The 16,647-nt window shown below is 41.4% G+C and carries 10 protein-coding genes; 4 read left to right on the top strand and 6 right to left on the bottom strand.

Annotated features, from left to right (window positions below; all coding sequences use genetic code 11):
* Positions 1–5: 5 nt before the first annotated feature.
* A complete protein-coding gene (locus AN392_RS00400) occupies positions 6–2,357 on the bottom strand; it encodes a TonB-dependent siderophore receptor (protein WP_055011479.1) in 2,352 nt (783 codons plus the stop codon).
* A 235-nt stretch (positions 2,358–2,592) separates the two neighbouring features.
* Between AN392_RS00400 and AN392_RS00395 the strand changes: the two genes are divergently transcribed.
* Positions 2,593–3,006, top strand: a complete 414-nt coding sequence (locus AN392_RS00395; protein WP_054201343.1) for a hypothetical protein — start codon at positions 2,593–2,595, stop codon at positions 3,004–3,006.
* Positions 3,007–3,352: 346 nt separating this feature from the next.
* Here AN392_RS00395 and AN392_RS00390 read toward each other — a convergent pair whose 3' ends face one another.
* From AN392_RS00390 to AN392_RS00375, 4 genes are all read right to left on the bottom strand, one after another.
* Positions 3,353–5,020 carry an RluA family pseudouridine synthase gene (locus AN392_RS00390; RefSeq protein ID WP_055011478.1) on the bottom strand — a complete coding sequence of 556 codons (1,668 nt, stop codon included), beginning with the start codon at positions 5,018–5,020 and terminating at the stop codon, positions 3,353–3,355.
* 136 nt (positions 5,021–5,156) lie between these two features.
* Complete coding sequence (locus tag AN392_RS00385) at positions 5,157–7,205, bottom strand: S9 family peptidase (RefSeq protein ID WP_055011477.1); 2,049 nt, start codon at positions 7,203–7,205, stop codon at positions 5,157–5,159.
* Positions 7,206–7,344: 139 nt separating this feature from the next.
* Positions 7,345–8,577, bottom strand: a complete 1,233-nt coding sequence (locus tag AN392_RS00380; RefSeq protein ID WP_082424772.1) for a threonine/serine exporter ThrE family protein — start codon at positions 8,575–8,577, stop codon at positions 7,345–7,347.
* Positions 8,578–8,699: 122 nt separating this feature from the next.
* Positions 8,700–9,923 carry a glycosyltransferase gene (locus AN392_RS00375; RefSeq protein ID WP_055011475.1) on the bottom strand — a complete coding sequence of 408 codons (1,224 nt, stop codon included), beginning with the start codon at positions 9,921–9,923 and terminating at the stop codon, positions 8,700–8,702.
* 275 nt (positions 9,924–10,198) lie between these two features.
* On the opposite strand from AN392_RS00375, the gene AN392_RS00370 reads away from it, so the two are divergent.
* Positions 10,199–12,640 carry a prolyl oligopeptidase family serine peptidase gene (locus AN392_RS00370; protein WP_055011474.1) on the top strand — a complete coding sequence of 814 codons (2,442 nt, stop codon included), beginning with the start codon at positions 10,199–10,201 and terminating at the stop codon, positions 12,638–12,640.
* Between the two features lie 189 nt (positions 12,641–12,829).
* Entirely contained in the window at positions 12,830–13,447 is a 618-nt protein-coding gene (locus tag AN392_RS00365) for a LysE family translocator (RefSeq protein WP_055011473.1), read from the top strand.
* A 33-nt stretch (positions 13,448–13,480) separates the two neighbouring features.
* Here AN392_RS00365 and AN392_RS00360 read toward each other — a convergent pair whose 3' ends face one another.
* Positions 13,481–14,365: a LysR family transcriptional regulator gene (locus AN392_RS00360; RefSeq protein WP_055011472.1), complete on the bottom strand. Its 885-nt coding sequence runs from the start codon at positions 14,363–14,365 to the stop codon at positions 13,481–13,483.
* Between the two features lie 121 nt (positions 14,366–14,486).
* Here AN392_RS00360 and AN392_RS00355 point away from each other — a divergent pair, with 121 nt between their 5' ends.
* Positions 14,487–16,472 carry a ligand-gated channel protein gene (locus tag AN392_RS00355; RefSeq protein ID WP_055011471.1) on the top strand — a complete coding sequence of 662 codons (1,986 nt, stop codon included), beginning with the start codon at positions 14,487–14,489 and terminating at the stop codon, positions 16,470–16,472.
* The last annotated feature ends 175 nt before the right edge of the window (positions 16,473–16,647 follow it).

Below are 16,647 nucleotides of genomic sequence, written 5' to 3'. Positions count from 1 at the left end.
ACGGTTTAAAAGTTATGGGTAAGCGTGAGCTTAGCGTTAATTGGTAATTCTGGGAACGCGAGTGTCGCGCCAAAATAGCCACCTTCAAATACAGGACGCCAGTTTTGCTGATCGGTAATATTATTTACATCGAGTCTTAATTTAGTCGCCGAGGTAAACGCATAGCTGGTATTAACATTTAAGGTATGCTGATCGCGAATGTATACGGTAGCCAAAAAATCTAAAGGGTAGCTTTTAGTATACAGGGCAGAAAATCCAGCTTGCCACTGAGAGGTAATTGTATAGTTAGCGTTTAAGCTTAATGATTGCTCCGGGATCCCTTGTACTTGACGGTTTGAGGGCGCAAAAGCAGTGTAACTTGGTGCACCTATGCTGTTACCCGCAATAATGTCGGGGCGCGAATTATCAAATGCATCGGCTATTTGAGCTGAGTCTTGGCCTGTCGCAGAGTTATCATAACGGGCATCAATGTAACTGTAGCCTGCGCTTACCCAGTAAGGGTAAGCGTCGTAAAATACTTGGCTTTCGAATCCGGTTGTACGAATGCCAGTATTGCTACCATCGCGATTACGTAAGCTGCGGCGTTGGCTAAATACAGCAGCATCTGCATACCAGTCGCTTTGTGTTGGCGCATATTTCACGCCAAACTCGACTAAAGTATTTTCCGTAGCAAAATTTTGTCCGCTAATTGTATTGTCACCACCTAACGTATTACCGCCGGCCATGCTGTTAGAGGTGGCTTCGTTATAACTTGCTGCCGCATAAGTGGTTAAATCGTCATTAACTGAGTAATTAACGCTCAGCTGCGCTGATTGCAGTGTATCATTTATGCCATCACTAGCCGCTATTTGACCTTGAGGTGCAATCGGGTCGTGTGCTTCTACATCATAGTAATCAACACGATAGCCAGCACTGGTGCGTAAGCTGTCAGTCCATTGTGAGTCTTGTTGAATGGCAATGCCGGTTTGCCAAGAGCGTGAGTCTGTCGTATCTGATAAATTAAAATCACCACTGCCATCATTGTTAATATCGTACTGACCACCAGGGGACACATATACACCGGGGCGTAGCTCTACCAAACGTGCCTTTTGTGCATCAGTTAATGGAATGCGGCGGTTTGAAAGTGGGCCGGTTAAATCAATAGGTGTGTCGGCTTCAGTAGTAAATTGGCTGTAACCCAATACTTTATTATAACGAACATCAACGGCGAATAAGGTTTGCTGCTCATCGCTCCATTGATACGTGAGTTCAGTGCGGTTTTGTGCTGTATCGGCGCCATCAATTATTTCAACAAAACTATTTTGTGCTATTTCTTCGCGCTGCAAATGTTGAAAGTAACTAATGTTTTTAATCGACATTACATCAGACAGTGCGCGCTTATAAATACTGTGAACTAAATAAGTGGTTGCTTGATTGAGATTATCAGGATCGGTAAGCACACGGCTGGTATCTATTTTGACTTGTCCTGTAGGCGATATAATAGAGCCTGCGCCAGGAACTGTGCTGCCATTCGCTTGTAACCCTTGACCAGTAATATAAAGATTATGATCGATAAGCGCTTGGGTAGGGCGGTTTATACCAGCGTTATCGGTAAATTCTGTTTGGTACAGTTCAAAGTTAATGTCCCAACTGCTTTTATCATCCGGTAAAATTTTTAATGCCGCAAACAAGCTATCACTTTGTGTGGCTGAATAGTCATAATAACTACCCTGATCAATATGCTCATAGCTAACACGTAAGCCAATTTTATCCTCAACAATCGGTGCGTTGTAATCTACTTGGGCACTATACTTATCCCAACTGCCTGCAGACAACTTCACATTTCCTTTGCGCTGATCAGTTGACGCTGTTTTAGAGTGCAAGTTTACAAAGCCACCGTTACGTTGGCTTGAACCAAACAATACAGGTGGTGCACCTTTAACTACGTCTATCTGTTCTATCGCATTAAACGACAACGGCACACCAAAACCATTATTACCCGCTTGGCGTCGAGTACCATCTTGAAATAACTCACCTAACTGGCCGCGGATCGTCGGTAAACTTGGTGCACCAAAACCACTTGCAGCGTATGTATTAGGACTTACTGCCAGAACATCGTGCAATGTTGTTATGTTAAGTTGCTCAATTAGCTCTTTAGAAATAGGGGTCACAGAGCGGGCTATGTCTTGCAAAGCCAGGTTGTCGCCAAAAGGGCCGTTTACTGTGGTGTTTTTAATAGAGAGGTTTTTAGATTTAAGCGCTTGACCTGCCACCTCAATTCGCTCAATGGGGTCAGAGCTAGTTGTTTCATTAGCCTGAGCAGCTAAAGCTACATTTAATAGGGGGGCGAGGGTTAAAGCTAAATACGTGTATTTCAAATCGTGTTTCTCTATTGTTATATGTTGATGTACACAAAAGACCAAGACAGATAAAAATATCTTTCAATCAATTGCTAATATTTTTATTTTTTATCTTAGCGCTTAAATAATAGTGCCTTTAAATAACTCAACTTAAGATCAGTTTAGGTTTAATTTTAATTAATTGAAAATAAAAATACGTTTATACGGTCTTACTTGCCAATTAGTTTATTTATATCTTTTTTAAGGAAATTTTATGACAGATTCGATCAATACAGATGTACAAACTCGTTTGCAATGGTCGCTTTTATCGCTGCGCTTAGGGGTGTTTATTGTGATGGTAATGTGGACACTGGATAAATTTGTAAATCCGGGGCATAGCGCCCGTATTTTTGAACATTTTTATGGGATCAGTGGCTCTACCGATACTATTGCTTATATTTTAGGTGCACTGCAATTATTATTAGTAATAGCATTTTTAGTCGGTTTTAAAAAACGTATTACTTACGGTGTTATTTTTATAATGCATGGACTATCAACGCTGTCTTCTTACAACCAGTACATTGATGGCTTTAATAATTTACTGTTTTTTGCAGCATGGCCTATGTGGGCTGCGTGTTTTGCGCTTTATTTATTACGCGATCAAGACGTAAAATTTACCGTTAAATAATAAGCAAAAAAAAATGGTTATAAGCGTTAGCCTATAACCAATAAAGTACACAGGGAGTGTAGGAAGTTCTGTTGAGCACAGCAAGCGGTTAGCAAGCCATTTACTGTGTGTGACTAAAAGCACTTATTGGTGCTTTTAGTTGCTTTAATAAATACGTACAATAATAAAAGCAAAGCTAATGCCAATTTTTAACAGTATGAATTTTATAGATTTTTATATTGTTTGGATTGTGGCTTTGCATAATGCAGGTAAATTTTTCTATATTGCAACGGTAAAAGTTACCTACTTTGCAATATGAAAAAATGGCACTGTTTTGGAATCCGATTCGACTAAAAGCAGCGCTGATTTAAAAATCAGCGGCTACTTCAAATTCTAATCGTTCATGACTAATAGGATGGGTAAAAGCTAAATACTCGGCATGCAAATGTAATCGGTCTGATTTTTCACCGTAGTGGGTGTCGCCTACAATAGGTGTATTTAACCCTAAGTGGTGGGCACAGTGAACACGCAATTGATGAGTACGTCCTGTTTTTGGATAGAGTTGTAAGCGGGTGGTATTATTTTTACGTTCCAGTACCTGCCATGATGTTAATGACGGCTTCCCCGTTTTGTAACACACCATTTGCCGTGGCTTATCATCAAAATCAAGCACTAAAGGTAACTCTATGCTACCACTATCAGCAGCAATGTTACCTGCCACTAAAGCAACATATCGTTTTTCTACACTACGCTCTATAAATTGCTTTTGCAGTGCTTTATGTACCCGTTTATTTAGCGCAATCATTAACAGCCCTGAAGTCGACATGTCTAATCGGTGCACAATAAGTGGCCCCGAAGCGTGTGGGAACTGAGTTTTGATTCGCATATATACCGAATCGTCAATATTAATGCCTGGCACAGATAAAAACTCAGCAGGTTTATTTACCACTAACAAATCATCGTCTTGATAAACAATCGTTAAGTCTTTACCCTGTGCAGGGTTGACCAAGAGCGGGTTGTCTTCAACATTTAACCCCTCTAGCATATGCCCTAAAATAGGCTGGCATTTGCTATAGCACGATGGGTAATAATGTAAATGATGTCTTATTGCCGACTTAGGCGGTGCGCCCCACCAAAATTCGGCCATAGCCAGGGGCTTTAAATTATGTTTATAAGCATATTGTAATAATTTTGGCGCGGCACAATCTCCCGCGCCTGAAGGCGGTGTGTGCTCGGGCAGTTTGGCAAAAATTGCATTCAAATCGGTCACTTCGCCGTTTGCATTTAAAAACTGGTATTGAGCGAATAGCTTTTTTTGTAAATTTTTAGAGAGTACTTTACGGCGTTTTTTTAATCCGTTAATTTCATCATCTATTGTGAGTTGTGCTTGTTCAAGCGCTGCAATGCGTGTTTGCCACTGTTGCTTTAATGCTTGTAGTTGTTTTTTCTCAACAATGCTCTGCCCAGCTAATTGGTTCTTCAGTTTTTCAAACTCATCATTATTGAGTTGTTCGCCGGCGGCTTGCCGTTGCTGTTTTCGCTGTTTTCGAGTTACTTGCATCGCTTGCTGCTTGGCGATAAGTTGTTGCTCATAGTGTTGGCGAGCAGTCACTAACTGTTGCTCAATTTGTTGATAATTATCACTGTTTTGCAAGGCTGTAATTTGCGCATTAATATCGTTAATCACTTGGCTCTGCTGACTAAATTCTGCATCGTCTATATGTTTAAGTGCCACATTTGGCGCAAAATGCAGTTGCTCATCTATCCCCGCTATTTGCCCCGAATAGGCGCTAATAAAGCCTAGCTGTTGCGACTCATCTTGAACAACCAATACACCAAACATTTTACCGGCATCAATATCATCTGTATCTAAAATAGCCTTATCTAGCTTTTTTAATTGTTGTTGTAATTGTTTTGCAGCGGCAACGGCCAGCGGATGAGGTTTATAATAAAAGGGAAACGTAAACTGCTCAGGCAGTGCAAGGTTATCTATATTTTCATTAAAAGTGGTAAAGCAGCTAGCAGGGTTTGACATGGCAATAGTGTGATTAGCAGTTTTCAGAGTAATTAGTCAGAGTGTAACATAAGCTTTGCTGTGCCACTAAGCATGCCTGGCATTACAAACAAAAAGGCCAACATATTTATGTTGGCCTTTGGTATTAAGCTAATACTTATTTGTTAGCGTCTTTCACTGCTTTTAATTTAGCTGCATGGTCAATTTCAAATGCAGGCATGTCTTTTTTGCCTTCCATTAAGTAGTTGTCCATCCAACGCATTAAACGCAAGCTGTAATCGTACTGTGCCGCTACTTTACGGTTACCATGGCCTTCGCCTGGGTAGTAAACAAGGCGAACATCTTTACCTTGCACTTTCATGTAACGGTAAAGTTCCATAGATTGTGCAGGGTGAACGCGAGGATCGTCTTTACCATGCATAATAAGCAGTGGCGTTTCAGATTGACCCGCCCAGTAAATTGGGCTGCGCTCTAGGTACCATTGCCATTTATCCCATGGGTATGAACGCGCATGAACTAGGTTCATTTCGTTTGAAATATCAGTAGTACCAAATTTAGATAGCTGGTTAGTGACACCCACAAACATAACGCTGGCAGCAAAGTGCTCGGTTAGCTTTGTAGCGCCCCAGGCTGATGCATAACCGCCGTAAGAACCACCGGTAATACCAACACGCTTAGTATCAACTAATCCTAAATCAACAAGGTGATTTTTAAAATCAACTAAGTCGTCAAACTCTTTACCTGCGTAATCGTTTTGACCTAGTTTAGAGTAATCCACGCCTTTACCCGTTGAGCCACGGTAGTTAGGGTAAAATACCGCATAACCACGTGCAGCACCCATTTGACCAGGGCGTGAGTAGTTAGTTACCCAGCCGTTTTTATCATGGCTTTCAGGGCCACCGTGTACCGACATAATTAGTGGGTAGCGTGTGCCTTTTTCATAATCGAGTGGGTAAACTAGTACACCATCAAGCTCTACACCGTCACGCGCTTTAAGGGTAATTGTTTCTTGTTTAGCAAAGCGTTTGTCGTTTAACCAGCTGTTTGAATCAGTTAAACGTTTTGCCTTGTTACTGCGCACAATAAAGACTTCGTTAGGGTGTTTTGCCGTGTTACCACGAAGTGCTAGTGTTTTATCTGAATCAGAAACACTTAGCTGTGAGGCAATAAATTTGCCCTCTTTTACTAGCTTCTTGTATTTGTTAGAGCCGGTTTTAATGCTCGCAACAAAACTTTCTGTGCCCACATTGGCAATAAAGTTAAGCGTGTTACGTTTATGCGACCATTCAAAGTCAACAACGTGGCCCATAAAGTTAGGTAACCATTCAGTGATTTCGGCGGTTTTAGTATCGGCAATAAATAAGCGGCCAGTTGCAGGGTCGTGCTTATCTTCAGCACCTAAAATAGCAATGTATTTACCGTCATGCGAAAGCTCGGCATCGCCTAGCTTACCTTCAGTTTTAAACGATAAGGTGACTTTGTTGCTGGCAATATCAAACAAGTGCCACATCGATTTTGTGTATTTATCATCAATCAGTGCGGTAGGTTGAGTTTTAACCAGAAGCTTTTCACCATTCGCAGCCCAATTAACGTCACTCACGTAGTTATCAACATTGAGTGCGGTAGGGGTAAGTGGCTTGTCGGCTTTAGCTAAATCTACAATAAAAAGCTGCTTGTTTTTAAGGCCTTGCTCGTACACTTCTGCTTTAAAGCCAAGTTTTTTAAGTTCTTTTTCTGACTTATCAGCAGCTGGCATTGCTAAAATAGCGACTTGCTTGTTATCAGGGCTTAACTGATAGCTTGAAATAGATGTGTCTTTTAATGACATAACCGCTTGTGCTTGGCCGCCATCAACAGGTATTTGGTAAAGCGAAGTATATTTGTCGTCTTTTAATTTCGCTAAAAAATAAATTGTTTTACTGTCGTTTGACCATTGTAGGCTTTTAATATTAACCGAACCGGTAATAAAAGGACGTTCAACACCTTTATCGTCAACAACGTAAAGCTCACTGTAATTACTACCATTTTCATCAACGTAAAGCGTGCGAGGTAACGAACGGGTAAATGCAACACTGTCGCCATCGGGGCTAACGGTTGTTTGTATTACCGATTTTACTTTTGGAATGTCTTCAACAGTAATTGCTGATTGCGCAAATGCAAGTGAGCTTGAAAGCCCAATTGCTATCGCTAAGCTAGTTTTTAGCATTGTTATTTCCTTTGCTTTATTAGATTTCAGCCATTATAGCAAGGTGTTCTTAATATACTAAAAAATGCGATTAATCCTCAAAAGAGGGGGTTTAATGAAGGCAATAATGCTATAGCGCGGTGTGAAACCGCGCTTAATGTTATAGACTTTTTTTAGGAGGAAGCGCTACGTTTGCAAAAATAAGTCCGGCCACGAGCGACATGAAAATTAAAAACGTTTGCTGACCAATATGATCTGCATAAACAAAGTCTTGGCCTTCAATTAGTGAGTTTAAACCAATATACGTTTTGCTCCCAGGCACTAATACAATTAATCCCTGCATAGCTACAATAGAGGCCGGAGCATTGGCAACACGGTTAAATAAGTTGCTAAATACACCAACTGAAAATGCACCAATAAAGGTGCCTAACGTGTAATTTAAATCTAAATATATAGCAGGCCCAATACTGGTGCCATAAGCTATAAAGCCTGAGGCAATAGACCAGATTGCATGTTTAAGCTTAGTTCTAAAAATAACGATTAAGCTACTACATAAAAGTAAAATAGCGAGCCATGCAGTCCACTTTGGTAATGGCTCTGGTTGTACGAAATCGGCTTGCCCAAAGACTGCAAAGCCAATAGCAAGACCAATAAAAGCCCCAAAATAAAGCTTAAACAGCAACATAAATGAGTCCATAACGCGAGCTGTGCCCGATACTAAATGTCTGGCTGCGAGTTCAGCCAGGCCAAGTGCAAGGGCTAAACCGGGTATAAACACAATAATGGCAGAAAGCACAATTAATCGAATGTTGATGTGTGCATCTAAATGAACGCTAATAGCACAAGCAAGAATAGCCGACACTATTGCCACTAATGGCTCAAGCATGTGAGCCACACGTTTCGAACGGGCCGACCACAATACAAATAAGTATACAATAAAGGTTAATAACCCAGACCACAGAACATCATTCCAACTGGTGCCCATAAGCATTGCAAATGCGCCGCCAGAGGTGGCAAAGGCAACACCTGTCAGCACTTTATTATAAGGGTTTGGGGCATCAAAAATGAGATCAAGTTGCTGATCAACCTCTTGCAACGTGAGCTCATCATTGAGCATTTTATTAACTAGGTCATCGGTATCGGCAAGTGAACCTAAATCGTGATCGCCCGGGTCAACGCGGGCAACATGGGTATATTCATCTTCATGGCCATCGGTCCAAATAACAAAGGTAACCGACGTGGGCGACATAACAAACGAAGATTTAAGATCTAGATAAGTCGCCACTTCCATTAAGTGGGCTTCTAAGCGATAGGCAGGGGTACCGTATTTATGGAGCATTTTGCCCAATTTAACGATAAATTTGCGTTTTTCAGTAAACGTTGCGGTTTTCAAATTTGTTTTGAACCAACTATTAAATAACTAAGCTAAAAATATAGGCAATAATGCTAAAATTGCCCAAGTTTATTTGCGGCGATTTTAAACACAAATCGCCGCCTGTCTAGTGATTTTTAAAGTTATTTTTTATTTTTTTCTGCTATCCACTGCGACATATATTGTGTGCTGCGCATGGTATGGTGTTTGAGCATTTGACCCGTGAAATTTTTCATCCGGTGAGCATCTAAATTACTGCTTATTGAGTCGATTTTTTCAATTAATTGAGCACTTAACTGCACTTTATCATATAAAGTATTAAGCAGAAGGTTACCAGCGGCTTGCGCTTCGCTAAATTTAGCCTCGTTGTTGTATAAAGAAACTGCGGCATCTGCAAAAGCTTGCGCATCTGCTGTTACCACACCTGGCCACGGCAACGTGCTGTGCATACCTTCGCTGCCAATAGGCGTGGTGATGCTTGGGGTTTGCATGATCATGGCTTCTAAAAGTTTACCTTTAATACCTGCCCCAAAACGCAAAGGAGCTAAGCAAATACGCGCACTTTGCATTACCTCATACGCATCATCGGCCCAACCTTTAATTAAAAAGCCGGTTTTAGGATTATTAAGCGCGGTGGCTTTTGGCGGTGGGTAGGAACCATAAATATGCAATTCTGCCTGCGGTAGTTGTTTGCGGATAAGCGGCCAAATTTTTTGTAAATAGAGTACCGCATCCCAGTTTGGGGCATGTCTAAAATTACCAATGGTCATAAAGTGTTGGCGTTGTTGATACGATTTAGTTTGCTCAGGTAAGGCACTTAAATCAACCATAAATGGTAAGTGATGTAACACGCTAGGCTCAACTTTAAACACTTCATTGAGTAGTTCCATCTCATAGCTTGAGATAATTAAGCTGAGATCGCAGCGTAAAATAGCGGCTATTTCACGTTTAGCTATGTCTGATAGTAAATCGCTGTGGTTGAATTCGCGCTCACCTTTATGCGCCTCATGGCGTGCATTACGCAGGCATTGTAAATCTTCGGTGTCTAAAATTTTAAGTGCATTAGGACAATGCTTATCTACGCGCCAACCAAATTGCTCTTCCATCATAAAACGATCGAACATCACTAAATCGGGGTTGTAAGCTTTAACATAGTCATCAAAACTATCGCAGTTAAGAGCGATGCTTTGGCTGGTTATACCAAAGTCGGCAAGGTCAACCATGTGTTCGGTAGGCAGTGCGGGCGTGGCGAACTCAACATCCCAGTTTTGCGCCCTAAACGCATTTAGTAACGACATCATGTGCGTACCTGCAGCAGATGAATTGGGCTCTGGCCATACATAGCCAATTACCAGCACTTTTTTCATTGGCTAGATTCTCTAATTATTTGATGGAAAAACAGACTCAAACACAGTGGTATATTTTTAAAAGCTGTAACGGTATTTAAAAAGCAGAGTATGATTTCGAAAAACTAAAATGCTGCAAATTAATGGACATAAACAACCAATTTTAGCGTTGAGTAAATAGGCGTGTATTTTAGCGTATTCAGGCTACTTAAGTCATTACTTAGCTTAACACTTTATGAATGGTGCAAAACGTGTTTATATATCCGGTAATATTTAACAATAAAAAGGATGAAAACATGAATGCTTTTAGGCTGTTAATTGCCTTGGTAGGCTGCATTGTTTTATTGCCTGCAAGTTATGCAGAGCAAGGATATCAAACCCCTTCACCAGCGCTTGCTACACTCGTAGATGCTAAGTTAGCACCAACTAGTTCTTTATCAAGTGATGGACAGTGGCTGGCTTTGTTTGAACGCAAGCGTGTTGTGTCGCTTGATGAGCTGGCAAAAGAAGAATTTAAGCTTGCGGGGATCAAGCTCAACCCAGCTAATTTTTCACGCTCACGGGTAAGTGCCAAATACAGTGCTTTAGAACTTAAGCATGTAGAAAGTGGTACTGTGGTTAACGTAAATAATTTGCCGCAGGGGATCATTCGCTCTCCTCGCTGGTCAGCAAATAGCGAGTATTTAGCGTTTATTGTTGAACAACCGGATAACGCACGGCTTTGGGTTTATAGCGTTAAAACCAAGCAAGCAAAGCAGTTAAATGAGTTTGCACTAAATTCAGTATTAACCGCTACACCTTATCAGTGGTTACCCGATAGCACAGCGATTGTGGCGAATTTAGCGGTTAACCTAGACAAACCCAGATTAACCAATGATACCCAAAGCACAGTACCAGTTATTCAACAAAGTAGCGGTGAAAAAGCCCCAGCGCGTACTTATCAAAACTTATTAACCAGCCCATTTGATGAAGCACAATTTAAATTTTATGGTCAAGGTCAATTAGCGTATATCACGCTTGATGGTAAAGCACAGCCAATTGGCCGTGCTGGCTTATTTAAATCGTTTTCAATTTCGCCTGATTCAACCAATATTTTAGTCGCGACCATCGACGAGCCATTTTCGTATCAAGTCCCTTACAGCCGTTTTGCAACTACATGGCAAATATGGGGAATGCGTGGATATGCATTAGTCGAGCTGGCAAAGCAACCCCTTGCCGACAACATTCCACAAGGGTATGACAGTGTTCGCACAGGTCGTCGTGATTTTGAGTGGCGAGCTGATCAGGGCGCGGAGGTTATTTGGGCCGAAGCGCAAGATGGCGGCGATATGAAAACTGAGGTTGAGCATCATGATTACCTTTATAGTTTACGAGCACCATTTAAACGTGACCCTAAATTATTTGCCAAAGTAGAGCGTCGTTTTGCAGGCATACAATGGGGTAATGACAACATTGCCATGCTAAGTGATTGGCGCTTTAGTGACCGACAAGTGCGCACTTATGTAATTCAACCACGTAATGCTGATAGTAACCGCGTGTTATTTTCAGAGCGAAGCTACAATGATGCCTATAAAGATCCAGGTAGTGCCATATATGAACGAAACGACTTAGGCACGCGTGTTATAAAAGTCGTAGGCGGACGTTACATTTACCTTCGTGGAAACGGTGCATCTGAGCAAGGAAATATTCCATTTTTAGATCAATATGATGTAAAAACAAATAGCACTAAGCGAGTATGGCAATCGGCTGCACCTTACTACGAGCGAGTGCGAGCTTTGTTAGACGATGAAGGTAAGCGTATTATCACTATTCGTGAATCTAAAACGCAGCAGCCTAACTTTTTTATTCGCGATTTAGATAAAGATAGCTTAACGCAACTGACCCAATTTGAGCATCCGTATCCAGCATTTAAAGGGGTGACTAAAGAGCAATTACGTTATACCCGCGATGACGGTGTTGAGCTTTCAGGTACGCTTTATTTACCGCCAGGGTATGACAAAACACAAGGGCCTTTACCTGTTCTGATGTGGGCATATCCACTTGAATATAAAGATAAAGCGGTTGCTTCACAAGTACGCGAATCAGAATACGAATTTACCTACATAGGTTACTGGGGCCCAATGCCTTATTTAGCTAAAGGAATTGCGGTATTTGACGATCCTAAAATGCCGATTGTAGGTGTTGATGGTAGTGAGCCAAATGATCACTTTAGAAAACAGCTGGTTTCTAGCGCCAAAGCAGCGGTAGATGTACTGGTTGAAAAGGGTATTGCTGATAAAGATAATATCGCCATTGCAGGGCACTCTTACGGTGCATTCATGGTGGCTAACTTATTAGCGCATAGCGACTTATTTAAGGCTGGTATTGCCCGAAGTGGTGCGTATAACCGCACATTAACGCCGTTTGGTTTTCAGGGTGAAGAACGTGATTTTTGGCAAGCACAAAGTGTGTACGCAAACATGTCGCCGTTTTTCCATGCTGAAAAAATTAACGAACCTATGTTAATGATCCACGGTCAAGAGGACCCTAATTCGGGCACTTTTCCAATGCAAAGTGAGCGTATGTACGCAGCGCTTAAAGGCTTGGGTAAAGAAGCGCGTTTAGTGATGCTTCCTTACGAAGCTCATGGCTACCGTGCCCGTAAAAGCTTATTACATGTACTGTGGGAGCAAGAGCAATGGCTTGATAAGTACTTGTTAAGTGATAACGAAGTAGACACTGAAACAACAGTAAATTAATTTGCTAAGAGTTTCGAGCTCAGGGCTTCGAGGTTTGGCGGCGCGAAATACTGCGCTGCTAACTCGGGCTAAGCTCGGTGCTCTTAGCCCGACTCTCGATGCTGTTATTTCTAATTTACCGATAGCTATTTTTCCTTTACCCTTTCATTCAAAATTAACACTACTTTTTTAACCTATTGCGAGCTTTAAATGATTGATGTAGCTGCACTTGCGGTATTTGTTCCTACGTTCTTTTTTGTGTCTATTACTCCGGGTATGTGCATGACACTGGCCATGACTTTAGGCATGAGTATAGGCGTGCGCCGAACTTTATGGATGATGATTGGTGAGCTATTAGGTGTCGCCAGTGTTGCGGTAGCCGCGGTGTTAGGTGTTGCCAGTGTAATGCTTAATTACCCCAGCGCATTTGATATTTTAAAATGGCTAGGTGGCGCTTATTTAATCTACATTGGCATTAATATGTGGCGTGCGAAAGGAAAGATGTCGGTTGATACGCATAACACAACAGCCGTGAGCCGATATTCATTATTTTCACAGGGGTTTGTAACCGCCATTGCCAATCCAAAGGGATGGGCGTTTATGATTTCCTTATTACCTCCTTTTATTAACGTACAATACAGTGTTGCGCCCCAGTTAGCGGTGCTGGTGGCCATTATTTTGCTCTCAGAGTTTATCTGTATGATGATTTATGCAACAGGTGGCAAAAGCCTGCGGTTATTTTTAACCAAAGGCAATAACATTAAGTGGATGAATTGTATTGCGGGAAGTTTAATGGTGCTAGTAGGAGTTTGGCTTGCAATTAGTTAACTATAAACAAGCCTTAAACTGAACTTAGGTTATTTAAATAGCTGAAAATGATGCGTTAAGTGCTTTAATTGCAGCTTTTGTCTTTGCTGCTAACGTGTCGCGTGCAGGCGTTAGAGCAAATACATCGTAATGGGGAAGTTGCCAATCGGTACATATTTCTAAAAGTTCTCCTGTAGCTAAGAAATTGCGTACTTCAGGCTCTGGCAAAATAGCATAGCCTAACTCGTCGAGAACAAATTGAATCACAGTTTGCATATTGTTAATGGCAATACGCGCTTTTGGTAGTGTTGTGCTTTCACCGCGGGTAAGGTGCGTAAGCGCCGGATCAACAGCTATATGTGCAATGCGGTTATGCGCTTTTAGGTCATCCAGTGTGATTTTTGGTTGCTGTGCTAGTGCATGATTTTTATGAACACACAGTATTAATGGCCAACTAGCGAGCTGGCGTGCAATTAAGTTTGAGTCTTCGAGAGGGCCAATCGCCAACACCAAATCAATACCTGCTCTGATCATATCAATCGGCTCGTCAGAAAGCGTTAAGTGCACATCTATATCACTAAATTGGTTAATTAAATGCTTTACAGGCTCGCTTAATAACCCACCACCAAAACCGACAGGGGCTGCTAGTTTTAATTGCCCACTCGGACAATTTTGTAAATGCTGTAATTGTTCTGATGTAGCTGTTGCAACGGCAAGCATTTGTAAACAACTTTGATAATACAGCTCACCGGCCTCGGTAAGCGTTAATTCCCGAGGGCTGCGATTAAATAAACTCAAACCTACATCTTGCTCTATTTGTTTTATTTGCTGGCTAATTGCAGAGGTTGTCATTAAAAGGTCTGCGGCAGCTTTACTCATACTTCCCGTTTGCACAGTGCGAACAAATATATTCAGGGTTTTAGTTAACTTATCACTCATACCGTTAAGCCTTACTTAAATTAGCTTTAATAAAAATAGCGTTGAGAAGAAGGGAACTTCTCACTATTATCGCAAACGCTAATTATTATCATTTACATGCTAAATGTCACGGAGAAATATCATGAACACGGTAAGTTGTAAGTTAAGGCCGGTAACTGCATTTATTTTAAGTACTTTTGCAATTGCTAACCCTGCTTTTGCTGATGAAAAAAAACAAGATATGGAAGTAATGGTTGTCACTGCTTCTGGTTACGAACAAATGCTCAAAGAGGCACCTGCAAGTATTAGTGTTATCGACAGAGCGCAGCTAGAAAAACGCTTTTATCGTGACTTAACTGACGCAATGGCTGATATTCCAGGTGTAATAGTCACTGGTGGAGGTGACAGAAAAGATATTAGCTTGCGTGGTATGGCAAGCCAATACACGCTTATTTTAATTGATGGACAACGCCAAAGTTCAAGAGAAACACGACCAAATAGTGATGGCCCGGGCGTAGAAGGTGCTTGGACGCCGCCAATTTCAGCGATTGAACGTATTGAAGTAATACGTGGCCCTATGTCGTCGTTGTATGGCTCTGATGCTATTGGTGGTGTGATCAATATTATTACCCGTAAAGCGCCAGAGCAGTGGTATGGAGAACTGCGTTTAGACAGCACCATTCAAGAGCAAAGCCAGTCAGGTGATATAAACCAAGCCAGCTTTTTCACTTCTGGTGGCATTATTCCAGATCTATTGGGCGTGCAATTATACGGTCAATTTTCAAAGCGAAATGAAGATGACTTTACTGCAGGATTTCGAGGCAAAGAACAAAGTAATGTAAAAGCTAAGTTCACATTAACACCTAATGATAGTCACGAATTAATGTTTGAACTTGGCTCGGCAAAACAAACATTAGATGAAACCCTCGGCAAAACAGTTGCCGAGCTTGCTCCAGGAGAAAGTTGTGGTCGACGTGGCTGCCCTGAATCAGCAACTACTGAGTATGAGCAACAAACATACTCTATGTCACACAATGGTTTTTATGACTTTGGATCGTCGCGTAGTTACATTAAATACGATAAGTTTGATAATAACTCACGTGAAATGTTTGTCGAAAATACCGACATTCAAACAACTTGGAGTTTACCGCTATTTAGTGATCATAACTCTACGTTTGGTGCGACCTATTTAAAAGAGTCATTGGATGATTATACAAGTAATAAAATTAGCGACTTAACCCATGTAGAAAACGAGCAATGGTCAGTTTTTGGTGAAAACGAGTGGGCAGCAACGAATGACTTTAAGCTTACCGCAGGCCTACGTTACGATCATGATGGCAATTTTGCCGGTCATTGGAGTCCACGTTTATACGGTGTTTATAGCGCATCTAAAGCGATCACCATCAAAGGCGGCATATCAACGGGTTTCCGTGCGCCAAATATTCGCCAATCTACTGCGCAGTGGGGACAAGTGAGTCGTGGCGGTAATATTTATGGTAACCCTGACTTAAAGCCTGAGCAATCAGTGAACTATGAAATGGGTGTTTACTATGACTCTGGACGCGATTTAAGTATATCGACAACCGTTTTTTATAATGAATTTGATGACAAAATAACTCGTATAGCATGCCCATTAACGCAGTGCACAGATGGCCCAAATCAGTTCGGCTCCATGCCAACTACGTACATTAATGTGGATGAAGCCATAACCCAAGGTGTTGAGCTATCAGTAGATTACGATATTTCAACTGATATTGATGTGAGTGCCAGTTATACCTACACCGACTCAGAGCAAAAAACCGGTGAATATAAGGGGAGCCCACTTAATCAGCTACCAAAACATAGTTTACAAACGTCTTTAAATTGGCGTCCAACAGATAAGTTAGGCGGATGGTTACGTGTGCAATATCGTGGAGAAGAAAGCCAGCCTACCACAGGGCCTTCACAAAGCAGTTTAATTGCCCCTGATTATACCATTGCCAATTTAGGTGCTAATTATCAGCTAAGTGACAGCGTTAAACTCGGTGCTGGAATTTACAACTTGCTTGATAAAGAGATCACAGAGCAAGAGTATGGTTATGTTGAAGATGGTCGCCGTTATTGGGCGTCTTTGGTGTGGCAGTTCTAAACACTTAATAATACAAAGTAAACGAGTACGCTAAACCGTACTCGTTTTTTGGTTTTATCTAGGCTCTTGTTCAATAATGTTTAAAAAGCACAAAAGGCGGTTGGCTTTTTCTGTGTAGTCGCTTATTCTAGCTGCGTAATTTAGTCATTAAATGTAACTTTAAAGTTTACTAATA

The organism is Pseudoalteromonas sp. P1-16-1b, assembly GCF_001401785.1.
Taxonomy (GTDB): Bacteria; Pseudomonadota; Gammaproteobacteria; order Enterobacterales; family Alteromonadaceae; genus Pseudoalteromonas; species Pseudoalteromonas undina.
This window is presented reverse-complemented; position numbering and strand designations above follow the sequence as displayed.